Annotated in this window: 15 protein-coding genes; all 15 read left to right on the top strand. The window is 50.4% G+C overall.

Features of this window, described 5'->3' with window-relative positions; all coding sequences use genetic code 11:
• The first annotated feature begins 8 nt into the window (after positions 1-8).
• The 15 genes from ACFQZT_RS06130 (at position 9) to ACFQZT_RS06060 (ending at position 24,812) form a co-directional block, all read left to right on the top strand.
• Positions 9-899, top strand: a complete 891-nt coding sequence (locus ACFQZT_RS06130) for a carbohydrate ABC transporter permease (protein WP_379297581.1) — start codon at positions 9-11, stop codon at positions 897-899.
• A 145-nt stretch (positions 900-1,044) separates the two neighbouring features.
• Positions 1,045-2,826 (top strand): type 2 periplasmic-binding domain-containing protein, encoded by a 1,782-nt coding sequence (locus ACFQZT_RS06125; RefSeq protein ID WP_379297579.1) that lies wholly within the window; start codon positions 1,045-1,047, stop codon positions 2,824-2,826.
• A gap of 303 nt (positions 2,827-3,129) precedes the next feature.
• A complete protein-coding gene (locus ACFQZT_RS06120) occupies positions 3,130-4,092 on the top strand; it encodes an ABC transporter permease (protein ID WP_379297577.1) in 963 nt (320 codons plus the stop codon).
• 16 nt (positions 4,093-4,108) lie between these two features.
• Entirely contained in the window at positions 4,109-4,999 is an 891-nt protein-coding gene (locus tag ACFQZT_RS06115) for a carbohydrate ABC transporter permease (protein ID WP_379297575.1), read from the top strand.
• 82 nt (positions 5,000-5,081) lie between these two features.
• Positions 5,082-6,791, top strand: a complete 1,710-nt coding sequence (locus tag ACFQZT_RS06110; RefSeq protein ID WP_379297573.1) for an ABC transporter substrate-binding protein — start codon at positions 5,082-5,084, stop codon at positions 6,789-6,791.
• Positions 6,792-7,084: 293 nt separating this feature from the next.
• On the top strand, positions 7,085-8,872 hold the full coding sequence (locus ACFQZT_RS06105) for a sensor histidine kinase (protein ID WP_379297571.1): 1,788 nt from the start codon (positions 7,085-7,087) through the stop codon (positions 8,870-8,872).
• A complete protein-coding gene (locus tag ACFQZT_RS06100; protein WP_379297569.1) occupies positions 8,865-10,439 on the top strand; it encodes a response regulator transcription factor in 1,575 nt (524 codons plus the stop codon). The genes ACFQZT_RS06105 and ACFQZT_RS06100 overlap by 8 nt, the downstream gene beginning before the upstream one ends.
• A gap of 460 nt (positions 10,440-10,899) precedes the next feature.
• A complete protein-coding gene (locus ACFQZT_RS06095) occupies positions 10,900-11,724 on the top strand; it encodes an AraC family transcriptional regulator (protein ID WP_379297567.1) in 825 nt (274 codons plus the stop codon).
• A gap of 326 nt (positions 11,725-12,050) precedes the next feature.
• Entirely contained in the window at positions 12,051-14,402 is a 2,352-nt protein-coding gene (locus ACFQZT_RS06090) for a WD40/YVTN/BNR-like repeat-containing protein (RefSeq protein ID WP_460871656.1), read from the top strand.
• A gap of 378 nt (positions 14,403-14,780) precedes the next feature.
• On the top strand, positions 14,781-16,529 hold the full coding sequence (locus ACFQZT_RS06085) for a cellulase family glycosylhydrolase (RefSeq protein ID WP_379297565.1): 1,749 nt from the start codon (positions 14,781-14,783) through the stop codon (positions 16,527-16,529).
• A gap of 46 nt (positions 16,530-16,575) precedes the next feature.
• Positions 16,576-17,739, top strand: coding sequence for a beta-galactosidase trimerization domain-containing protein (locus ACFQZT_RS06080; protein WP_379297563.1), 1,164 nt, complete (start codon positions 16,576-16,578; stop codon positions 17,737-17,739).
• Positions 17,740-18,114: 375 nt separating this feature from the next.
• Positions 18,115-19,245, top strand: coding sequence for an SGNH/GDSL hydrolase family protein (locus ACFQZT_RS06075; RefSeq protein WP_379297561.1), 1,131 nt, complete (start codon positions 18,115-18,117; stop codon positions 19,243-19,245).
• 67 nt (positions 19,246-19,312) lie between these two features.
• Positions 19,313-20,833 (top strand): glycoside hydrolase family 43 protein, encoded by a 1,521-nt coding sequence (locus tag ACFQZT_RS06070; protein WP_379297559.1) that lies wholly within the window; start codon positions 19,313-19,315, stop codon positions 20,831-20,833.
• Positions 20,834-20,886: 53 nt separating this feature from the next.
• The gene (locus tag ACFQZT_RS06065; protein WP_379297557.1) at positions 20,887-21,852 is read left to right on the top strand and encodes a phosphotransferase; all 966 of its coding nucleotides are present in this window, start codon (positions 20,887-20,889) and stop codon (positions 21,850-21,852) included.
• 161 nt (positions 21,853-22,013) lie between these two features.
• On the top strand, positions 22,014-24,812 hold the full coding sequence (locus ACFQZT_RS06060; protein WP_379297555.1) for a glycoside hydrolase family 3 protein: 2,799 nt from the start codon (positions 22,014-22,016) through the stop codon (positions 24,810-24,812).
• Positions 24,813-24,949: the final 137 nt, after the last annotated feature.

The following is a 24,949-nucleotide window of genomic DNA, read 5'->3' as shown; positions in this document are numbered from 1 at the left end:
GAGTCGCAATGGAAAAGATGAAGAAGATTACGATTTTTGACGTCCTAAACTATACGTGGTTTGCCATTTTCACTTTGGCTTGTTTCTTTCCGTTCTATTATTTGTTCATCAATACGATCAGCAACAATGACTTGAGCAGCAGAGGACTTGTCATGTTCTACCCGAGAGGGTTTCATTTGAGCAACTACACGGAAGTATTCAAGATTCCCGGATTGGCTACTGCCACGCTCGTATCAGTAGGCCGTACCGTGATCGGTACCGTATTGACCGTGGCTGCATCGGCTTTTCTAGGCTACTTGTTCACGAAGAACGGAATGTGGGGACGTAGATTCTGGTATCGGTTCCTGATCGTCACGATGTATTTTAACGCCGGCTTGATTCCATGGTTCTTGATCATGCGCAATCTCGGCCTGACCAACAATTTCCTGGCCTATATCGTGCCCGGGATCGTCTCGCCGTTCTTCATTATTCTTGTAAAAACCTTCGTCGAGTCGACGCCTATCGCCTTGCAGGAATCGGCGCAGATCGACGGAGCCGGATATTTCACAATCTTCTATAAAATCATCATGCCTTTGATTACGCCGATTCTGGCGACCATCGCCATCTTCTCGGCCGTCGGACAATGGAACTCGTTTCAGGACACTTTGTTCCTAGTCACGAATCAGAAGCTGTTCACGCTGCAATTCATCCTTTATCGGTATATGAATGAAGCGACATCGCTGGCAACTTTGATGAAATCCACCCAAGGGGCTCTCAATATTAAATTGGCTAACATGCAGACGGCTACTTCGATCCGGACGACTGTATCGATGATCGTCGTCATCCCGATTTTGCTCGTATATCCTTTCTTCCAACGTTTTTTCGTCAAAGGCATTATGATCGGAGCCGTGAAGGGGTGATCCCTTTTTCGTTTTCAAAACTCCGTGAAACGTGAAGGAGGTGAGGCGTGTTTTGTAAGCGTTTTTGCAGAAGGACGGCATTTTTCTTGGCCGCATCACAAAAAGAAGCTTTTTGCACGCACATTACAAGGAGGTTAACCAACGTATGATTAGGGGTAAAAAATGGATAGTGATTGCTGCTACGCTGAGTGCGATGCTGGTATTCTTGTCGGCATGCAGCAGCGGCGACAGCAGCAAAACAACGACAGACAACAGTTCGCAGTCGCAAACGAGCACGAGCGGCGACAAAGGAAGTACCGATCCTTCGAAGCAGCCGGAAGTCACGCTGACGGTATTCTCGACGCTGGCTAACTATGCCGGAGATCAGCCAGGATGGTTTGCTAAGCTGATCAAGGACAAGTTCAATATCAAATTGAACATCATTGCTTCTAACCTGGCCGGCGGTCAGCAAAAAATCGCCACGATGATGGCGTCCGGCGATTTGGGCGATATCGTCGTAGGACTTGGCGGAAAAGACTACACAGATGCCATCAAAGCCGGCATGTTGCTGGACTGGAAGAAAGACGGCTTGCTTGACAAATACGGCAAAGACATCGCGAAATATGTAAGTAAGGCGCTCGATGCCAATAGCAAGCAATTCGGCAGCGGCACGGCGATTTACGGTATCGGGTTTAACGTAGGCAACGGCGACGGTCCGAGCGAAGGCGCCGACATGACGTTCGGTCCAATGCTCCGTTGGGATTTGTACCAAAAACTGGGCAAACCGGAAATCAAGACGCTTGACGATTATCTGAAAGTCGTCAAGCAAATGCAGCAGCTCAGTCCGAAGAGCGATTCCGGCAAGCCGACGTACGGGTTCTCGCTGTGGTCGGATTGGGACAGCAACTATTCGATGAACGCGAAGGTCACGGCTCAAATGTTCGGCTATACAGAAGGAGACTCCTTCAACAACAGCGACCTGATCCTGACGAAAGCCAACGAAGCGAAATGGCAGGGCATGCTCGACGACAACAGTTACTACATGCAAGGCCTGAAATTCTTTTTTGAAGCTAACAAGATGGGGCTGCTTGATCCGGACTCCTTGACGCAGAAGTACTCCGACGCGAACAATAAGTACAAGGACGGACAAGTTCTCTTCGCGCAATTCCCTTTTGTAAGCAATATCTATAACTCGCCGGAGCATACGTCCGCGGGCAAAGGCTTCCAGTTCGTACCTTTCGCCGATGAGCAAATGTTCTCCTCCGGATTTTCGCCTTACGGCGGCCAGCGCATTTGGTCAATCGGCGCGAAGACGAAGTATCCGGATCGCGTGATGCAATTCCTTAACTGGCTGTACACGCCGGAAGGCATCGAAGAATCCAACTACGGTCCGAAAGGCTTGATTTGGGATATCAAAGACGGCAAACCGACCCTGACCGATTTCGGATACAAAGCGATCACCAACTCCGTCAATATGCCTAATGAATACGGCGGCGGGCTGTACAAGGACGGAATGAACACTATCAACAACACGACGATCGCCTTGTCCATGATCAATCCGGAAACCGGAGAACCGTATGATTACACCTTGTGGTCTTCGTTCCTGAACCACGATCCGGATCCGGTCGTGAAGAGTTGGCGGGATACAATGGGCTCGTTGACGATGAAAGACTACGTCGTCAAGCACAACCAAGCGCTCGTGCAACCGGCGTACTTTAACGGACAGCCGCCGGCGTCGGAACCGTCCGATATCAAGCAGAAGCACGGCGAAGTGGGCAAAGTCATCAAGGAGTACTCCTGGAAGATGATGTTCACGAAGGACGACAATGAGTTTAACAGCCTGAAGCAACAAATGATCTCGAAAGCCAAAGGCTTAGGCTACGACGATGTTGTCAAGTGGGAAGCCGACCAATACGAAAAAACGGTTGCTACGGGGTTGAAAAAGTAAACAGCCGGAACACCATCGAATGCAACTATGTTTGTAGCAAAATAAGTTTCATAAAAGGCGAAAATATGCCCTCGATCTTGCCGTTTGGCGAGATTGAGGGTATTTTTATGATACAAATGCAACGCCGATCTTTTTTGTGTTTGGATTTAAATATCTGATTTTGACATAAACCGAGCGGCACGTTCCAAATCGATTTCGCTGCAGAAATGGCAAGTTTGCATATGATTTCGCAACCAGTTTACCGGGTATCGGCCTCCGAAAGAAAACGGTATCATGAAGGTATCAAATAAAAGGAGGGACGATATGGAATCGCTCACATCCCGGGAAATCCTCCTGACGGACCGCCGGATCAGGAAGAGGGGCTTCTGGAAAACATTCCTCCAGCAGCGTTATCTGTACATGATGTCTATCCCGTTCGTCATCTGGGTGTTCGTGTTCAGCTACATGCCGCTTTGGGGCTGGCTCATGGCGTTTCAGAATTACAAGCCGAGCAAGTCGATTTTGGAGCAGAAATGGGTAGGCCTGCAAAATTTCCAGCAATTGTTTGCGGACGACAAGTTCTACGTCGTGCTGCGCAACACACTGGCGATGAGCTTCATGGGATTAATCGCAGGCTTTACGGTTCCGATTCTGTTCGCGATTCTGATCAATGAAGTGAAGAACCGGGTGTTCAAACGGTCCGTGCAGACGATTTCCTATTTGCCGCACTTCGTTTCGTGGGTTGTCGTTGCCGGTATGGTGTCGAAGATGCTGTCGACCGACGGCGGGATCGTGAACGTGCTGCTGCTGAAGCTGCATCTGATCTCGGAGCCTGTACAATTTATGGCCAAGGGCAATTTGTTCTGGGGGATCGTAACCGCTTCCGACCTGTGGAAAGAAACCGGCTGGAACTCCATCATCTATTTAGCAGCCATTGCGGGTATCGACCAGGAGCTTTACGAAGCGGCGACCGTTGATGGAGCCGGAAGATTCCGCCGCATTTGGCACATCACACTGCCCGGCATACGCTCGACGTTCATGGTGCTGCTGATCTTGTCGATCGGGAATTTGATCAGCATCGGCTTCGAGAAGCAGTTCCTGCTTGGTAATCAGCTGGTAACGGACTATTCGCAAGTGCTCGATTTGTATGCGCTTAATTACGGGATTGGGCTCAGCCGCTATTCCTTCGGTACGGCCGTCGGCATGTTCAATTCAGTTGTCAGCATCGTCCTGGTGCTCACAGCGAACGCACTCTATCGCAAAGCTACGAAGGAAACCGTCATTTGAGGAAGGAGGGGGGAAGATGACCGGTGCAGTGGGTGACCGCTCCGAGTTTGGCTTCCAATTGTTTTTGTATATGCTTCTGACCGCCGTCGCCATCGTCACGCTTTATCCGTTTCTGAATGTGCTGGCGATTTCGCTGAACGATTCGACCGATACGGTCCGAGGCGGCATCTACGTTTGGCCCCGCGAATTTACGTGGGCGAATTATGCGACGATTTTCCATTATCAGTCGCTGCTCACGGGCTTTCGCAATTCCGTGCTCCGAACGGTGCTCGGCACGGTAATCGGCGTGTTTAGCGCAGCGATGGTCGCTTATGTGCTCAGCCGGGCGGATTTTCAGGCAAGACGCCTGTTCTCGCTGTATCTCGCGCTGACGATGTATTTCTCCGGAGGGTTGATACCGGGGTATATGCTCATGCGGAATCTGCATCTGATCGGGACATTCTGGATCTACATCATCCCGGCTATCTTAAGCGTCTGGAATGTCTATGTCATTCGCTCTTATATCGACGGCCTGCCTTATTCGCTGCAGGAGTCGGCCAAGCTGGACGGAGCCAACGACTTTGTCATTTTTACGAGAATTATACTTCCGCTCTGCAAGCCGGTACTGGCCACCATCGCGCTGTTCATCGCTGTCGGCCACTGGAACTCCTGGTTCGACACGTATTTGTTCAACAGCGGCAAGCCAGAACTGACGACGCTGCAATTCGAGCTGCAGAAAATTTTGCAAACTACGCAAGACGGCAGCAACGCACATAACATTAACTCCGTCAAAAGCATTGCGACTGTATCCCCGGAATCGATCAAGATGGCGATCACGATCGTGGTGACCGCTCCGATTCTGGTCGTGTATCCGTTCCTTCAGAAGTTTTTCGTGAAGGGCATTACGCTGGGGGCAGTAAAGAGCTAGGCCGAACAAGGCACGCGGTAAGAGCAGGGCGACCTGGTCTCATACAATCATTTACTCAAGAAGATAAGGGAGGATCATCCACATGAGAAAGCCATTTCGTATGGCTGCGGGCCTCATGCTCGCGGGGGTTATGACATTCACGGCCGTCGGCTGCAGCAAGACGCCGGAAAGCGATGCCGGACAAGCGCCGGCCCAATCCGCAGCGGGCGACGCCGGCAAAGGCGCTGCCGACAATAAGCCGATCACGCTAACGGGGTTCTCGGGCAATAATGCGAATTGGGACGCCATGCAAAGCGAAGTCGGCAAAATCATTCAGCAGAAAACGGGCGTTACCCTCAAGATGGAGTTCAGCCTCAGCACGACGGATCAAAAAATTCCGCTCATGATTTCCAGCGGACAGTATCCCGATATCATCCAGGCGAGTGGCGATGCCGGCAAGCTCGTGGATGCGGGCGCGCTCATCGACTTGACGGATTTGATCGATAAATATGCGCCGAATCTGAAAAAAATATACGGCCCTTATATGAAACGTTTGCGTTGGAGCAATGATGACCATGCCATCTATGTGCTGCCGACACTGGGGGGCGTGAATCAAACGGATTTCGATGCGGGCGCCATCTTCGCCCTGCAGCATGCGGTGGTGAAGGAGCTCGGTTATCCGAAAATGCGCACGCTTCAGGATTATGAAAATGCGATCAAGACGTATAAAGACAAGCATCCGACGATCGACGGCAAACCGACGCTCGGGCTGTCGCTCAATGCCGATGACTGGCACATTCTGATTTCCGTAACGAATCCTGCCATTTATGCGACGGGACTTCAGGACGACGGCGAATACTATATCGATCCGAAAACGTACCAAGCGTCGCTGCATTACCTGCGTCCGGAAGATAAGGAATATTTCCGCTGGCTGAACCATATGAACGATATCGGCCTGCTGGATCCGGAAAGCTTCGTGCAGAAATTCGACCAATACAACGCGAAGATCGCCACCGGCCGCGTACTCGGCGTGATTGACGCGAATTGGGATATCGGTGACGGAGTGAATGCACTGAATAAAGCCGGCAAGTCCGATCGTACGTACGGCTTTTATCCGGTTACGATGAACGAGAGCATTAAAGACCATTCTTTCCAGGATAGAGGGTATTTGGCGGGATGGGGCACCGCCATTACGAAGAGCAACAAGGACCCGGTCCGCACAATCAAGTTTCTGGATTGGCTCGCTTCCGACGAGGCGCAAGTGCTGAACAATTGGGGCGTAGAGGGCGTCGATTACAAGGTGGAGAACGGCAAGCGCGTCATTCCGCCCGATCAGCAAGAACGCAGAACAAATGACACGGCAAACTGGCAAAAAGCGACCGGCATAGGGAACTACGGCGGCTTTTCCGCGAGATGGGGCGACGGCGTGGTCGATCCGACCGGCAACACGTATACGACGAATAATGTCGAACAGATCATCAAGAATTACCCCGATGCAGCGAAGGATGTGCTTTCGCATTACAACGCGAAGACGTGGAAAGACCTGTTCCCGAAGAAGGAAGAGTTCCCGGTCAAGCCTTGGGGAGCAGCCTGGAATATCCCGGTTCCGACGGGATCCGATGCCGACGTCATCTTCCAGAAATGCGAAGAAGTCATGAAGAAGCGCGTCCCGGAAGCAATCTTGGCGAAGCCGGATCAATTCGATACGGTATGGCAAAACTTTATGAACGATTTGGATAAGGCAGGCGCGAAAAAGCTCGGCGAATTGGAAACCAAGCTGGTGCAGGACCGCGTCAAGCTTTGGAACGAGTAAATGAAGATGATCAATCGACTTTGTCGATGAGTTTCAGAAAAGGCGAATAAATGCCCTCGATTTTGCCGCTTGGCGAGATTGAGGGTATTTTTATACTGCAAGCAGGCGGGTCATAATGCAACGCCGATCTTTTTGTGCTAGGATATAAATATCTAATTTTGACATGAAATTACGATGAGTCCGCTGGGTAGGATGCATTCGAAAGTTATTTTATAATCATATTGCCCCATAGCAGAAGCATGAAACTAATTGTTTTTCATTAATGAAAACGCTGTCAAGGTGGCGAGGTACTCATGAAATGGATAGATAAAACGAACAACATCCGCATGAAAAAGAAGTTGATCATTTCATTTATCCTTGTTGTCTTTATTCCGGTCGGGATCGTGGGCGCTTTGCTGACCCAATCGCTCCGCCAGACGGCACTTAACGATGCGGTCCAGCAAACGTCGAACGACGTGGAGAAGGTGAAGACGCGAATCGGCGAAATATTGAAGATGTCGATCGAGATTTCTAACAAGTTGTCGACGGACCCGCGATTGGAGGCTCTCGTCAATAAGCGTTATGAATCGAACTATTCTGTTGTAGAGGCCTATAGAGAATATCGGGAGTTCGAGCAATACGTGCGGCTGTATAAAGAAATCGCCAATATCCGGTTGTACGTGGATAATCCGACGCTGCTGAATAATTGGGACTATTTACAGCCAGAGCCGTCGATTGCGAATTCGGAATGGTACAAGGCGACGATAAAGAACTCGGCTAAAATCGGCTGGTATTACATCGGAGACGAAACGAAGGGCGATAATGCTTACCTGAGCCTGGTGCGCCGCGTCTATTTTCCGAATTACCGAACGACCGGCGTGCTCGTCATCGATATCAGCCGAACGGAGCTGAACGGAGTTCTGAGGCAGGAGCAGTTCGATACGATGGTCATCGACGGGGATGGATATATCGATGCGGCCAAAAACACGGGTCTCGTGGGCAAGCGTATTCGCGATTTTCACATCACCCAGGAAATGCTGGATAAACCGAGCGGCACGTACCAAATCGATTACAACGGGGAAACGTCGAAGCTCATTATAGAGTCCCTCATTCCGGACGTGAGCAGTAATGGCTTGAAAATCATATCCGTGTTCTCGGTGCAAAGCATCGTTAAGGGGGCGAACCGGATCAGCATGTTCGCACTCTCCATTATCATCATGAGCCTTTTAATTGCCTTGGTGTTCATCTATATTTTTTCCTCCCTGTTGTCAAAACGCATCCTTCGCTTGAGCAAGCAAATCAATAAAGTGGCTTTAGGCGATTTGCATGCCAGCTCCGTGATTGATGGTGACGACGAAATCGGCCAGTTGTCACGGCAATTCAATAATATGGTCGGCAATATCCGCGAGTTGATGGAGGAAGTGACCGAATCGAACCGGCAAAAAGCGCAGCTGGAGCTCAAGCAGAAAGAAATCAAACTGAAAATGATGGCCAGCCAGATCAATCCCCATTTCTTGTTCAACGCCCTTGAGTCGCTACGGATGAAGATTCATTTGCGGGGGAGTGCGGATATCGCCGACATCGTCAGGGTGCTTGGGAAACTGATGCGCAAGAGCCTCGAGATCAGAGGCGGTACGATTACACTCGGCGAAGAGCTGGACATGGTCCGATGTTATTTGGCCATACAACAGTTCCGCTATGAGGACCGGCTTTCCTACGAGATTGAGCTCGACCCGGCATCAACTGAAATCCAGATTCTTCCACTCATCGTGCAGCCCTTGGTGGAGAACGCCGTGATCCATGGGATTGAGAATAAAGAAGAGGCGGGCTTCGTACGGATTCGGACGGAGCTTCAGGATGACGCCCTGTATGTGACTGTTGCCGACGATGGAGCAGGAATTCCGGAAACTAGGCTGAATGCGCTGATCAGCTCGCTGGATGACCCCGAAGACGGGAAGAACCATCGCATTGGCCTGCGCAACGTGCATCAGCGGCTTATCCTTACCTATGGAGAGCAATCCGGACTCCGCATCGTCAGCCGGGAAAATGAAGGGACGGAAATTCGTTTCATGATACCGATTGGAGGAGATTCGCATGTATAAAGTTGTTCTCGTAGACGATGAAAAAGCTATACGCCAAGGCTTGAAGGCGATTGTGGACTGGCGGCGGCACGGCTTCGAGGTGATCGGGGAAGCGGGTAACGGCCGGGAGGCGCTGCTTCGGCACCAGGAGCTGAAGCCCGACCTTATGATCATGGATGTCCGCATGCCCGGGATGGACGGGCTGCAGGTTATCGAAGAAATTCGCAAGAACGATAAGGAATGCCAATTTATCATTTTAAGCGGCCACGCCGATTTCTCGTACGCCAAGCGAGCGATTTCATGGGGAGTGAACGCCTATTTGCTCAAGCCAGTAGATACGGATGAATTCGAAGCAGAGCTTGACAGGATCTGCGGAGTGTTGAGAGAGGCTTCCGGATCGCTGCAAAAAACGGAACAGACATCGGCGCAGCAGCTCGCGGATCAGATCATATCGCTGCTAATGTATGATGAGGAGGGTCAACGTACGGCGATGGAACCGCCGAAGGAGCCGGAGCTCGATTGGCGTTCGTATCGGGTAATGCTCCTGAAGCTGCATCCGCAGCTTGGCAGCCATGCAAACGGTCGGGCGGAAGTCAGGAGAAAGCTGGCAGAGCGTTTTGAGTCGTCGGGTACAGGCATCGTATTCGCCGTAGAACCCTTTGTCGGCGTCTTGCTGAATGAGAGGGTGCCGATTGAGCTGCAGGCTAATTCAATGTATCTTGATTTGGAAGAATCGCTTTTGGGACTGAACGGCGGCTTCTCCGCAGCAGCGGGAGAACCAGTGCATCAGCTCGCCGATATCGGTCTATCCTATTCGCAGGCTGTCCGGCTGCTGAAGGAAGAGTTCCTGTTCCGCGGAGAACGGACGGTCATCCTTAAGCGCCCGCCGCTCAACTTTGCCGCGAACGGCGCAAAAGACGGCGAGCCGACCGGACCTGATATAAACGCTTTGGCGAATAAGCTATTTTATGCGCTCGATATCGGCAGCAAGGACGCCGTTCGGCGCATTCTGGATGAAGGGGGGCAGTCGATCGCCGCGTATGACGGCGCGGAGCAAGCGATGAAAACCGCCGTCTCGCAATGGATATCGCTCGCGCTGACCAAGTTGTCGAAGACAAGTGATACCGCTTTCACCGCCGTACAGGATGCCCTTTCGGTAATCGCGGAAATCTATGAGCAGCCTGATCTTCGGTCGTTGCGTCAGATGCTTGAAGACAGGTTGCTCGGACTGACGGAGCGCATAAGCACGTTCAGCAGCGAGTCTGCCGTTAAGCAAATACTCGACTTCGCGGAGCGTCATTACGCCGAGAACTTAAAGCTTGAGACACTCGCCGAGCTATTCAATTACAATAGCGGGTATTTGGGGAAGATGTTCAAAAGCTTCACGGGCGACACCTTTCACAACTATTTGGACAAAGTCCGAATCCGGAACGCCAAGCATTTACTGGCCGGCGGGCTCAAGGTGCATCAGGTAGCAGCGCGTGTCGGGTATGCCAACGCCGATTATTTCCATTTGAAATTCAAAAAGTATATAGGCGAATCGCCGTCCCGCTATAAGATGAAGCCGACCAAAACCACTTCGGGGTGAAACCGTGCTGCCATGTTCAGCATGTCGATTATAGCCGGGTGAGGATTATTTTCGCAGCAAGATGTTTTCGTTCGAAAGCCATAGATGTTCCGGGAGGAGGGCCATGGGCCTCCTTCTTTTTTTGAATCCATTGAAAACGCTTATTTTAACATGATTTAATGTCGAATTTCTCGGGTTTTGGCGTCGGGCCGGGTACGTTAAAATAAGATCAAGAGAGAAGGAGGAACCGGAATGTAACCGCTAACAACAAAAACTGCCATTACTCTTCCGGCGGTAAAAAAGGCGTGAATGAAGCTTTTCTTTCATGGCGTCACTTGTTCGCCAATATGAAAGCGTTGCCAAAAAAATCCAAGGGGGCTAATTCAATAGGAGTTTGCGTTGGTGCTTCAAAAGTACCGCATTTCTGACTAGGTTTGAAGAACGGAGTCTATGAATATTCCATATAAAGAGGGGGAGGCTCTTGTTACCTAATAAAATGTTTCCGGCACAAAGCCGTTCAAACGATTATCTGCCGCTTGGTCTATATTCCATTGGTCATCACAAACAACCTCCGGTTTATCAACCTAACGGTACAAATGTTTGCCATGTCATCATCGGGAAAAAAGGCAATGGCGTGTTTCGGATTGCCGGAGAACCTGATTTCATCCTCAGTCCGCAGCAAGCAGTTATCATTAAACAGCGTATCCCGCACGAATTTGCACCGGTTGACGAAGAGTGGGAGACCGTGTCTATCGGTTTCCATTGCAATCCTTTTGTTTTGGCGCAATTTAGCCTCAGGGCCCATAAGCCAATTTCATTATTTTCTTTACAGCGAATCATGGAGCTGACCGAGCTGTTGTGGCGGCATGGAGATCAAGCGCAGGGATCAGACTGGAAAACCTCAGAAATCATCTACTCGTTGTTGCTCGAGATCAGGATGCAGTCGGACTGCCTTCAGCAACAGGCCTCTTTTCCTTTGATGACGATACAGAAAATTATGGAATATATACATGACCATTACGCAAATAGGCTCACGCTTACCGAATTATCCCGTATTTTCGGATATTCACCGCAGCATTTAAACCGGATTTTCCGGAAAGAGCTGGGTTACTCTGTGCATCAGTATATCCTGAAAATACAGCTAGAGCAGGCGGCGGAGCTGCTTGGCAACAAAATGTTGACGGTCGAGCAGGTTGCCGATCGGGTAGGGATGGAATGGCGGTCTTTTTACCGGCTGTTTCAGCGGATGTATCAAAGATCCCCTGGTCAATTCAGAAAGGATAGCATAAGAAAAGAACCCGGTTAAATATCCTCCATCACGATGGTCACGTATACTTTTATTCAAAATATTGAATTTCCACATGATTTTTAGATGATTTTTTGAAGTATTATCGTGAACGCCATACAGTTAAAATAAAAATGTCACCGCTTACATAAAGTGTCCAATGAGGAGGTGCATGAAAAGCAATACCGAAGCGAATTCACAAGTATCACTGAGAATTGCTTTGCTCGAAAGGCAGCAGTGCCTATTTTTCAAAGCAGAGGAGGATATTCAGGCGAGCCTCAGTAAATGCACGGCAAGCAACACATGTACAGAATCAATCCCATATATGAAATCAAAGGAGAATTTCAATGCGCACAAAAAGATCATATCTGTCGGTCGCAATGATCGTTGCCCTGCTGTTGGCGTTGTTTTCACCCGTCAGCTCGGCCGCTGCTTCCCCGAAAGAAACCACACTTGCAAAATCCAAAGATCGTTACCAGTTTCAAAGTGTAGTTACTGGTGCTGGCGGCGGATACATTCCAGGCGTCATCTTCAATCAGAAACAAAAAGATTTGATTTATATGCGAACAGACATAGGGGGGGCCTATCGCTGGAATCCGGAAACAAGCAGCTGGATTCCTCTGTTGGATTCAGTGGGATGGGAAGATTGGAATAAAATGGGGGTCGATGAACTGACAACCGATCCTGTCGATCCCAATAAGGTCTATGCTGCCGTAGGAATGTACACCAATAGCTGGGATCCTCATAATGGGTATATCTTGCGTTCCGATGATCAAGGGGAAACATGGGAATCGACGGTACTGCCTTTTAAAGTCGGCGGCAATATGCCTGGGCGTTCACAGGGACCTCGGTTGGTTGTAGATCCCAATGACAATCATATTTTATTTTTTGGCGCTCGCAGCGGCAATGGATTATGGAAGAGTACAGATTCCGGTGTGACTTGGTCAAAAGTCAACAATTTCCCTAATGCGGGAACATATATTCCTTTTCCTGGTCAGGTTTATGGCGGTGATCCGATCGGTTTTTCCTGGATCGCTTTTGATCCGCGCACAGGAACTGCAGGCCACCCCACGCAGACGATTTACGCTGGTGTAAATGACAACACAAGTAACAATCTTTACTGCAGTACGGACGGTGGGGAAACTTGGGCGGCAGTGCCGGGACAACCAACTGGATTCCTTCCGCACCACGGGGTCTTATCATCGACGGGCATGTTGTACATTTCCTACAGCAATGGCGCAGGTCCCTATGATGGAAGCAAGGGGGATGTCTGGAAGCTCGATACTAATACAGGAACTTGGACCAAGATCAGCCCAGTTGCGAGCAGTGATAGCAACGATAACTGGGGATATGGCGGACTTGCGGTCGATCCTGCGCATCCAGACACTTTGATGGTTGCAACACTGAATTCCTGGTGGCCGGACGCGAATATTTATCGGAGTACGGATGGAGGGAACACTTGGAGCCCCATTTGGCAATGGGGAGCGTATCCGAACCGTACCCTCAAATACACAATGGATATTTCGGCAGCGCCTTGGCTCACGTTTGGCGCGCCTTACGATCTGCAGGCAGCTTCTCCAAAAATTGGATGGATGATTGGAGATTTGCAAATTGACCCCTTCAACTCCAATCGTATGATGTATGGAACAGGGGCTACTTTGTATGGGACAAATAATTTGACTGCATGGGATACTGGCGGAACTGTCAATATTTCCGTGATGGCAAAAGGGGTGGAAGAAACCCACGTTATAGATCTGATCAGTCCGCCGTCTGGCGCTCATTTAGTTAGCGCAATAGGCGATATAACTGGATTCAGACATGATGATTTAACAAAAGCGCCATCCATGATGTTTACGAATCCTTATTCTTCTGTAACGTCAAGCTTGGATTACGCGGAACTAAAACCAAACGTGATTGTTCGGGTAGGAGCTTTCGACAAGAGTTCGAATCCGAGTGGAAAAGCGCTAGGAATTAGTACAGATGGTGGTACGACCTGGAACCCGGATGCCACGGAACCGCCCAATGCAAGCGGAGGAAAAGTAGCTGTCTCTGCTGATGGGATCGCGTTTGTATGGGGCGGTGGATCTTCAGACAGTGTCTATTATACGGCAGATAACGGAAGTACATGGTCAGCAAGTCAGGGTGTTCCTAAGCAAGCGCAGGTCATTTCAGATCGTATCAATCCGAAGAAATTTTACGCATATTGGGCAGGCAAGTTTTATGTGAGTACTGATCAAGGAGCCACCTTTACACAAACAGCAACGACAGATCTACCTCTAAATAACGATCCGAGTGTCGAACCTACAATGTCGATCAAAGCTATGCCTGGTCATGAAGGGGATATTTGGATTGCAGGCGGAAATACGGTTGAGGGCAAATATGGCATCTGGCATTCTACAGATTCTGGAAACAGCTTTACGAAGCTGAAAAAAGTGGAAGAAGCAGATGAGATTGGCTTTGGAAAAGCAGCGCCGGGGCAGGACTACATGGCATTGTATACCATCGCGAAAATTGATGGACAACGTGGAATCTTCCGCTCCGATAATGGCGGAAGAAGCTGGGTAAGGATTAATGATGATCAACACCAGTATGGAAGACCGACAACCATTTCGGGTGACCCGCGAATTTATGGACGGGTTTATTTCGGAACCAATGGTCGTGGCATTATTAATGGGGATCCGGTGAAGGATAAGGATTAGGACCATCCTGATGGCAACAAAATCAAACAAAACCTCGCTGAAAGTAGCAGCGAGGTCTTTGTTTGGATGGATATGCGATTTGATCATGCCAAGCGTTTATTGTTGGAAAGCGATGCTCCCATTTATGAGATCGATCGATGACAGGTTTTGAAGATGACAACTATTTTAGTCGTCTCTAATTGTGTGCTAATTCATGGCTCGAAAACCAGGGATTACGTTGGTACCGAATTACTTATAAGAGAAATGGAACAAAAATCGAAAGCGATTATGAATTTTTCGGGAGGTGATGTGCAGTCTGAAAACGAGTTGATGTTGCATCATGAGTCTTCCGGCATGATAAAAAAGCTAATCTAAATAGGTAGGAGGATTGTTTAAAGAATGAAAAGAACAAGATACTTAAGACGACTGACAGCATTTCTGGTAACGTTATCGATTGTGTTTACGTTTGGTTTTGGCAATTTACAGCCCGCATCGGCAGCAGAATCCCAATCTCCGTCGCTGGCCTATGCTCAGGCAATGGGCCAAGGCTGGAACATATTTAATACGTTTGACAGCTTTAATTCGAACGACTTCTCGCTATCCGATGAGACTTCCTGGGGTCAGCCGAAGGTAACTCAAGATTTGATTCTGGCAGCTAAAGCGAAAGGCTTCAAAAGTGTGCGTATTCCAATGACCGCTTATACAAGATATACATTAGGAGCCGATGGTCATTACGTCATCGATTCGGCATGGCTGGCGAGATATAAGCAAGTTGTTGACTGGGCCGTAGATGCAGGTTTTTATGTAATGATCAACCTCCATCACGATTCCTGGATTTGGCTTAAGAACTGGGATGGAAATACGTCATCCGAGGAATATAAAAGATATGTTGATTTATGGACACAACTAGCGAATTATTTTAAGGATGAACCGGGTACCGTAAACTTCGAGACTATAAATGAGCCCCAATTTGCAAGCGATACAGGAACGATCACGCAACAAGACAAATTGAATATGATCAACAAAGCTGCATTTGATGTTATTCGTAAATCGGGTGGAAAAAATGCAACAAGAATGATTATAATACCATCGTATCAAACAAGCTCTGATGTTGATAAGGCTGATGCAACGTATAACTTTATTGCCGGTCTGAATGATCCGAACCTTATTGCCACAGTGCATTTTTATAGTGACTGGGTGTTTAGCGGCAACCTGGGCATAACAGGCTTTGACGAACAACTTTATAAAGGTTCTCCTGATACGCCAAGATCACACGTAGATTTGTTTTTCAATAACATATACAATTCTTTTATGGCCAAAGGGATCGGCGTTGTCATCGGCGAATACGGTTGGTTAGCTCCAGATCAAGGCGCTGCAGTTAATCAACCGGGTGAAAAGCTGAAATATTTGGAATATTTTAACTACAAGGCATCGCAATATGGAGTTTCTCCGATGATATGGCCGCCTGCATTTGATAGAGTTGCGTCATATGGCTGGAATTCTCTAATCGGCTCTACGATAAATGCAGCTATTCAGGGACAGCGTTCCTCCTATTCAACAGGGCTAAACGAAATCTATATCAAACAGAAGGCTACAAGCGGCATCCGGATTCCGCTTACTCTGAATGGCAATAGCTTCGTAGGCATTGCGGGAATGAAGAAAAATGATTATTCCTATGATGCTGCAACGGCAACCCTTACTCTTTCCAAGGAATTTGTAAATAAAAATTTCAAAGAAGATTCATACGGCGTCATTGCCGATTTGGATTTGCAATTCTCGGCGGGTGCCGATTGGCATCAATATATAATCAAATATGCAACGCCTGTATTTCAAACGGCTACGGGCACAACAACAGAAGGAATTACGATTCCGGTAAGCTTCAATGGCGCTAAAGTAAGACGTGCTTCCACCTACGATGCAGCCGGCAACAGAATTGGCCCTAATTCCTGGTTTCCCTATATGCAGTTTGGCGGCGAATTTACGGCAGACTATAATAAGGGCACATTCAGTATCTTAAGCGGCTTTTTTAACAGCTCCGTATCGGATGGAACCATCAAGCTCACGATCGAATTTTACGATGGGCAAGTCATGAACTACGCAATTCAAAAGAGCGGAACGAATGTTACGGGAATAGGTGTAGTTCCATGATTTAATGTTACTATAATTTCCAAGGGATTAGGGAGTGTACATAGAATTGTTTTCACAATTCTATGTATGCTCCTTTATTTTATTGATTTTTATAAGTCGTATGTTTAATTGTGCGAAGAAAGCCATAGATGCCATTCTTCATTTGGCGCGTCACAACATTACCCATATGCTGTGGGACAACGGCACTCGTTTTGACCGCACAACGTATCAGTGGAAAGATCAGGATACTTACAATATCACCATGGCAGCCTTGAAAAGCCGTTCCTCCAACGCCGAATCTGATCTTCGTCAGGAAAGGCGCGCCGGCCCAGGACGCCGTAATGCCCATGAAAATGACGGCAAAGTTCTGACCAGCATCAAAAACGGGAACCCGCTGCTGACTATTCTTCATTCGCACGATCAATACAATGCGCTTCAGATTCAGCCACAAGCGGAGGGAATGGATTATTTCGACAATCTGAAGCTGTATCAGCGCGCATTGACGAAGCTTGGCGTTCCGATCGATGTGGTGAATACGACAGCCGATTTAACCGGATATCGGCTAATCGTCGCCCCCTCTCTTTTTTTGCTGGATGAACGGGTGGCAGACCATTTGGAGGATTGTGTCCGGAACGGGGCTACCTTGATTGTAACGAATCGCACCGGCGTTAAAAACATGAACAACGTTTGCCGGATGGAGCCGCTGCCCGGGCCTCTGGCAGAAGCGGCTGGCGTATACGTGTCAGAGTACGACCCGATCGGCAAAGACGTCCACACCATTCGGGCGAAGAATGGGAAGACCTACACATGCATGCAATGGTGCGATATTCTGGAGCTTTCCGGCGGGGAACCGGTCGCTTGGTACGAAGACGACTTCTTCGCCGGCAGACCGGCCGCTGCGGTTCATTATTTTGGAAGTGGCAAGGTGTATTATTTAGGGATGGTTGCCGAGGAGAGCTTTTATTTGGACTTTTTTCGGGAGACTGCTGCGAAAGTGGGAGCGAGCGTATTCACCAGTCTGCCGAAGGGCGTACAAATTTCGGTTCGCAAGAAGAGAGAGAAGCGATATTTGTTCCTATTGAATCTTTCTCGGAAGCGGCAAACGGTAACGCTCGGTCAAGCTTATCCAAGTCTTCTCAGCGAGAGACGGGTCGGGCCAAAGCTGGAAATGGAGCCATACGCTGTAGAAATTGTCGAGCTTGCCGAAACCGGTCGGTTTTTTGAAAGCTAATGAATAGGAGCTTCGCCCTTGGCGTTTTTCGAGGCAAAGCGATGTGAGCCCATTCATAATTTTTGTATGATTTCTGTATTAATTCTTGGGGTAATTTTTTTTCATGATTGTTGTAAAATTATATCTATGTGTCCGTGAAGTGGAAAACGTGGCGCTAACGCTCCGGCTCCCGAAGGGCCATGGAGCGATCCTGTCCCGTTAGGCTTGGAAGCGATCGATCCGGGGCCGGATTGGACACATACGGGGAAGTGAAAGTCATGTTCAAAAGCTTTCAATACCGGAGCCTTTGAGGGCTCCGGGGAAGCAACAATATATGGTCAGTTGCTTGGCGGCTGGGCTGTCAAATGCCATGAAAACAATTGGGGGTACATAAACATGTGGAGTTCATATGCTTCAGCGACGGCTCTATCGACGGCCACAAATTATATCATGAAAAGCGATTCCGCTTTTACGCATACGTACAGAGCTTACATCAAAATGGCCGAATGCGGGAAAATGGTGCTGAAATTCTGGTGCAGCAATCTGGTGGATTCTACATGGGCAGACGGCTCCGAATCGAGAGCCAATCTGCCAGGAGGCTTGTGGAAAATCGAGGCGGCTTACATCGCTGACGGCGGTCGACTGCCTGACGGGAGCGTTGTAGAGGGCACTCAAATCCCGGTAACGTTCGATTCGTCCATGGCCAGGACGGCGTTACCTGGAGAAACGTTCTGGAGCGATGCCGCCGAGATCACAATCCCGGAGGAGCATTATTTGGCATTTTCGTGGACGATCACGACAATCGCTGCTGGCGACAGCTTTCCTTACAATACGGAAGCACCATTGGTACCTGCCTATGATGCGCCCGGAAATGCCGCCGGCCAAACGTCGGCGGGTGGTTTCCGAAAATCCGCAAACTGTCTGTTTCTGCCGGATTTCATAGGCTGCAAACGAAAGGAAGCAAGGCGATTAGCGTTCTTTGGCGATTCCATCACCCAAGGCGTGCGAACGCGACCGGACACTTACGAATACTGGGTTGCCCGCATTGCGGAAAAGCTTGCCCCTACACACAGCGTATGGAACATCGGTTCGGGCTGGGCGCGAGCCTACGATGCCGCAAGCGACGGAGCTTGGTTGCATAAAGCCAAGCAGAACGATGAAGTTGTCGTAGCATTGGGGGTCAACGATATGACAGCCGGACGAAGCGCCACTCAAGTGCTGGAGGATTTGCAAACGATCGTGGCCAAGCTTAAAGGCAGCCGTAACGGTATGTCGGTGATCCTTTGTACCGTACCCACGTTCAATTTCACCGGCTCTGAGGAGCTTGCCTGGAGGCATGTGAATCAGGCGATAAGAAGCCATGCCATCTCCGGTGTTGATCGCGTATTCGATATAGCGAAAGTGCTCTCTCAAGTCGCTCCTCGCGATAACCTGCTAATGCCTGAATATTTGTCCGAAGGGGGCGATCCGCACCCTAATGGAAAAGCGGGTTCAGCCATTGCCGCCGAATTCTTATCCTGGTACTGAATAAATGATTATGAATATGCATTACACCAATTGAATCAAACTTTGAAACGAGTAGGAGTGCATCCAAATGCCGTATACGAATCCGGTCATTCCCGGCTTTTATCCCGATCCGAGCATCTGCCGGGTAGGGGATGACTATTATCTGGTGACAAGCTCTTTTGCATATTTTCCTGGAGTCCCCCTATTTCAAAGCAAGGATCTTGTCAATTGGCGCCAGATCGGACATTGCCTAACAACAGAGAAGCAGTTGCCGTTGGGAAACACTTGGATCTCGGGAGGAATCTTCGCCCCCACGATCCGCCATCACGACGGCTGGTTTTATATGGTGACGACGAATGTGAGCGGGATGGGTAACTTCTATGTCCGCAGCAAGCAGCCAGAAGGTCCCTGGTCCAATCCAATACCTGTCGAACAGAAGGGCATCGATCCTTCTCTGCTCTTCGACGAGGACGGTCGCGTATACTTTCAATCCACTTGCGAGGGCAATGAAGGTAATGGCATTTATCAATGCGAGATTGACATATCGACCGGAAGCCTGCTGACGGAGAGCCGTCTGATCTGGAAGGGAACGGGCGGAGCGTATCCGGAAGCTCCTCATCTTTACAAGATCAACGGATTTTACTATTTGCTGATCGCCGAAGGCGGAACTGAATATGGTCATATGGCGACGATAGCGAGAAGCAGCGCCCCTTATGGACCGTATGAACCGTGTCCCCATAATCCGATTTTGTCTCATAGAAGCTTGAAGAGCAGCATACACGCAACCGGGCATGCGGATCTGGTACAGGCACAAGACGGCAGCTGGTGGGCGGTTTTCTTGGGAATCAGGCCTGTTTCTTATCCGATGCGGCATCATCTGGGCAGAGAGACCTTCTTGGCGCCCGTGTCATGGACGGATGACGGCTGGCCGATCATCGGTAACGGCGGGCGTATCGAGTCCGTTATGGAGGCTCCGCAGCTGCAGGAAGTTCGGTGGCAGCATAAGGCAAACAGAGATGATTTTGACGAAACAACGCTAGGCTTTGACTGGGTGTTTCTGCGGAATCCGACTCCGGAAAGCTGGTCGCTCCACGAAAGTCCGGGAAATTTGGTGCTGCGCGGGAATAAGGTGTCGCTCGACGACGCCGGCGCCCCCGCCTTTGTGGGCCGGCGTTTGTGCCATTTGTCATGCAGCATAGCCGCCCTACTAGATTTCGAACCGAAAAGCGAAGGTGAGGAAGCCGGACTTACCGTATTTATGAACGAAAGGTATCATTATGATTTGGCCGTGAGGTTCAAGGACGGACGCAAGGTGATCATATTTCGGCGGACCGTGGGATCATTGAGAACGGAGCACACGTACGATTGCGCAGCAGGCCCGGTCGTGCTAAAGATTGAGGCTCAGCCGGAATGGTTTGTTTTCACCATTCAGCCCAATCAATCCGAAGTCCTTGAGTTGGGCTCGGGAGAAACGCATCTGCTCTCAACGGAGGTAGCGGGCGGCTTTACGGGAGTAATCATTGGGATGTATGCCGTTTGCGAAACAGGACAGAGTACGCCGGCGCTCTTTGATTGGTTCGATTATGAGCCGGTCATTCATATCGAATAGGTTTGTTTGGGTGGTCAATTATTTTCAATTCATGGAAGGATTGGATAAATATTATGGAAAGCAATATTAAACCCAAGCTGACTGTCAGCGATATGGAACGAATTATTCACCAAGCCTTCGGAAGCCGGGTCGTCGAAACGAAAGAATTTACAGATGGGTGGGCAAACAGCGCATACGCGATCGCCACAAGCGACGACCGCGACGTTATCCTCAAAGCGGCGCCGTTCAAAGGAACAAAAATGATGCGGTATGAGGCAAACTTGATGCGCACGGAAGTCGAGGCGCTACGCTTGTTTGACAACAGCGGCACGCTGCCTGTACCCAAGGTGCTCGCATACGACGATACATGCACCTTGATTCATGCGGAGTACTTTATTATGGAGCGACTTCCGGGGGTTCCTTACAACAAAATCAAAGAGAAGCTTTCCCAGGAAGAGAAGGACGGGATCGAATTTGAGCTAGGCGTCTATAGCCGCTTGATCAATGAAGTACAAGGGGAGAAATTCGGCTATTTCCTGCAGCAAGAATCGTGGAAGGACTCCTGGGCGGAAGCGTTTCAACAGATGATCAAGGGCGTACTGGCTGATGGCAGAGATGGCGGAGTCGAGCTGCCTGCTGACGATGCGGTTATCGAATCGGAAATCGAACGGCATCTTGATGCCTTGCGCGAAGTCGTTCAGCCCCGTCTCGTGCATTGGGATTTATGGGATGGAAATGTGTTTGTCGAGTATGGGAAAATTACAGGGCTGATCGATTTCGAAAGAGCGCTTTGGGGCGACCCGCTGATGGAGGTTTATTTCGGCCGTTTCAACCGATCCGTTGGGTTCTCAAGGGGCTATGGGCTGGCCGTCACAACCCGAAATCAACAACGACGCAGAGTGATGTACGATTTTTATCTGGATCTGATCTTATGGATTGAATGTACCTTCCGGCAATATGAAAGCAAAGACCACGGGAATTGGGCCCGCAACAATCTTGCGGAAGGCTGGGAACGTCTCCTTGCGATCGGCCGCAATTAAAGCAGATACTCCCGTTGCCCGAAGAGCAGCGGGGATTGGAAGGCGTCTGCCGGTTAACAAGAAAGCAAACCCGAGCAATTGGACAATTTCAATACCACGGCAACCATGGCAGATTGAGCCAAGGCGATTTCTAAATACCTTAAAATGGAGGTTTGACAGCGATGACAAATGCTCAGGGAGTAGCTTTACCATTTCAGAATCATGATCTGGCAATCCAAGACCGCGTTGCCGATCTGGTGTCCCGGTTCACCCTTGAAGAGAAAATTGGGCTCATGTGCCAATATCAACCCGCAGTCGAGAGGCTGGGGGTGAAACCATACAAGCACGGTACCGAAGCCGCCCACGGGATCGCTTGGCTCGGCGAGGCGACTTCCTTCCCGCAGCCGATCGGCCTTGCCTGCACCTGGAACCCTGAGCTTATGGAGCGGATCGGTTCCGCTATTGGCGACGAGGCCAGAGTATTTTATCAGCGGGATCCTGCGCGCAACGGCCTGACACTTTGGGCGCCGACGGTCGATATGGAGCGGGACCCGCGGTGGGGCCGGACAGAAGAGGCGTACGGGGAAGACCCGCACTTGACGGGTGAGCTCACCTCCTCGCTCGTCAAGGGCATACAGGGTCCGCATCCCGTTTACCGCAAAGCGATTGCGACCTTGAAGCATTTTCTTGGCAATAATAACGAGAAGGATCGGGGGCATTGCTCCGCCAGCATCGACCCACGCAATATGCGGGAATATTATTTGAAAGCGTTTGAGCCGACCTTTCGCGATGGGGGCGCGCTATCGATGATGACCGCGTACAACTCGATTAACGGGACCCCAGCCATTCTCCATCCCGATGTGCTCGGGGTCGTCAAAGGCGAGTGGGAGATGAATGGCTTTATCGTTAGCGATGCGGGAGATTTGATCGGCCTCGTGAAGGATCACCATTATTTCGAGACGTATAAAGAAGCCGTCGTGGCGTCGATCAAGAACGGCATCGACAGCATTACGGACGATGCCGAGATTACCTGCTCCGCCATGCGTGAGGCGCTCGCCGAGGGGCTGCTGGAGGAGGGCGACCTGGACCGGGCTTTGACCAATACGTTCCGGGTGCGCTTCCTCCTTGGCGAATTCGATCCGGACGAGTGCAATCCGTATGCCGGGATGCCGGATGACACGGTTTGCAAGCTGGAGCATGCGGCTCTATCTCTGGAAGCGGCCCGCGAATCCGTCGTACTGCTCAAGAACAAGCATCAGCTGCTTCCCCTTGACCGGGACGCCGTGCAGCGAGTCGCCGTGATCGGGCCTCTCGGAGATGCGGTGTTCCGCGATTGGTATTCCGGCAGCCATCCTTATAAGGTCACTCCGTTGCAAGGCATTCGGGCCAAAATGAACAAAGGTTCCGTTGTCTTCGCCGACGGATGCGACCGTGTGCGCCTTCGTTCCTCTGTAACGGGAAAATATGTAGGGGGTGCGCCGGACGAGAACGGTTTATTGAAGGCGGACCGGACGGCAACCGATTCTGCCGAGACGTTCTTGCTTACGGACTGGGGCTTTGGCAGCGTTACGCTGAAGGCGCTCTCGAACGGCAAATATGTGACGACCGACGATACGGTCGTGACTGCTTCGGCTGAAGACATTTGGGGCTGGTTCGTCAAAGAAGTGTTTCATCCGGTCGAGGGGCAGGATGGGACGATGTCGCTCGCGAGCTGGAACGGGAGCCCTGTTTCGCTGCCCGGCGATGAAGGCGGGGCTTTGCGCAAAGAGGTTGTCGAGGACGGTCTGAAGGAGGCGGTTGCGGCGGCTGAAGCTTCGGATGCGGCGATTATTATCGTCGGAAATCACCCGCTTATCAACGGGAAGGAAGAGATCGACCGCCCGGACTTGATGCTAGCCGCTTCCCAGGAGAGGCTGATTCGGGAGGTATACAAGGCAAATCCCAACACGATTGTCGTCGTCATTGGGAGCTACCCGTTTGCCCTGAACTGGATCGATAAGCACATTCCGGCCGTTTTGTATTCCTCGCATGCCGGCCAAGAGCTGGGGAACGCCTTGGCGGACGTATTGTTTGGCGATTATAACCCGGCGGGACGGCTTAATATGACCTGGTACCGCTCTGTGGAGCAACTGCCCGATATCATGGATTATGATATTCGGAAAGGGAAGCGAACCTATCAATATTTTGATGGAGAGCCGTTGTATCCGTTCGGTTACGGGTTGTCCTATACGGCCTTCCGTTACGATGAGCTGAGCGTGAGTCTGGATCATGCCGGTTCGCGCAGGGACATCTCAATCAGTGTGCGGGTCGAAAATTCGGGCGTTATAACCGGAGACGAGGTCGTCCAGCTGTATGTGCGCGCCGATTCGTCCCGCGTGCAGAGGCCGCTCAAAGAGCTGAAGGGCTTCCGGCGCATCCAGCTGGCTCCAGGAGAGAAACGGACCGTCCGCTTTACGGTGCCGGTTTCCGAGCTGGCGTTCTGGGATGTGACCAGGGACGCTTATTGCATCGAGTCCGGTACTTATACGCTCATGATCGGGGGCTCGTCAGGAGATATCCGCGTGCAGAAGAAGCTGGCGGTAGACGGAGATACCGTGCCTCCGCGCGACTTGACCAAGGAGACTCCGGCAGTGAATTACGACGAGTACGAAAGCGTCTACCTGGACGAATGCCGGGAAGGCGGAAGCTGCATCCGGTTGTCGGGCGAGGCAGGCTGGCTGCGATTTGACGATGCCGATTTCCGCGTTGGGATCGGCGGCTTCGAAGCTCGCTGTACGTCCGGACAGGGCGGCGGCAGAATCGAGCTTAGACTGGATGCATTGGATGGTCCGCTTATCGGAACGTGCACCGTTCCTGAGACGGGAGGGCAGCAAATGTGGGAGACGGCTGCCTGCAAGGCTGACGAAGCGTCGGACGTTCGCACTGTCTATCTGATCTTGAGCGGGGATATCGGACTGAGCCGCTTCCGTTTCCTTTCGTAAGCCGGAGAAGAGCGATTCGAGAGGAGACATCGGAATGAACGCGATGAGCTTGTGGTTCGGAAGGTAAGTAAATGAAAGCCAAGAAAAATAAACCGCTCTTCGCTCTTCGGAGTGGTTTATTTTTCTTGGAGTGAGTG

This window comes from Paenibacillus sp. GCM10027628 (assembly GCF_042676385.1).
Lineage (GTDB): Bacteria > Bacillota > Bacilli > Paenibacillales > NBRC-103111 > Paenibacillus_E.
Note: the sequence above shows the minus strand (reverse complement) of the source record. Positions and strands in the feature narration are given on the sequence as shown.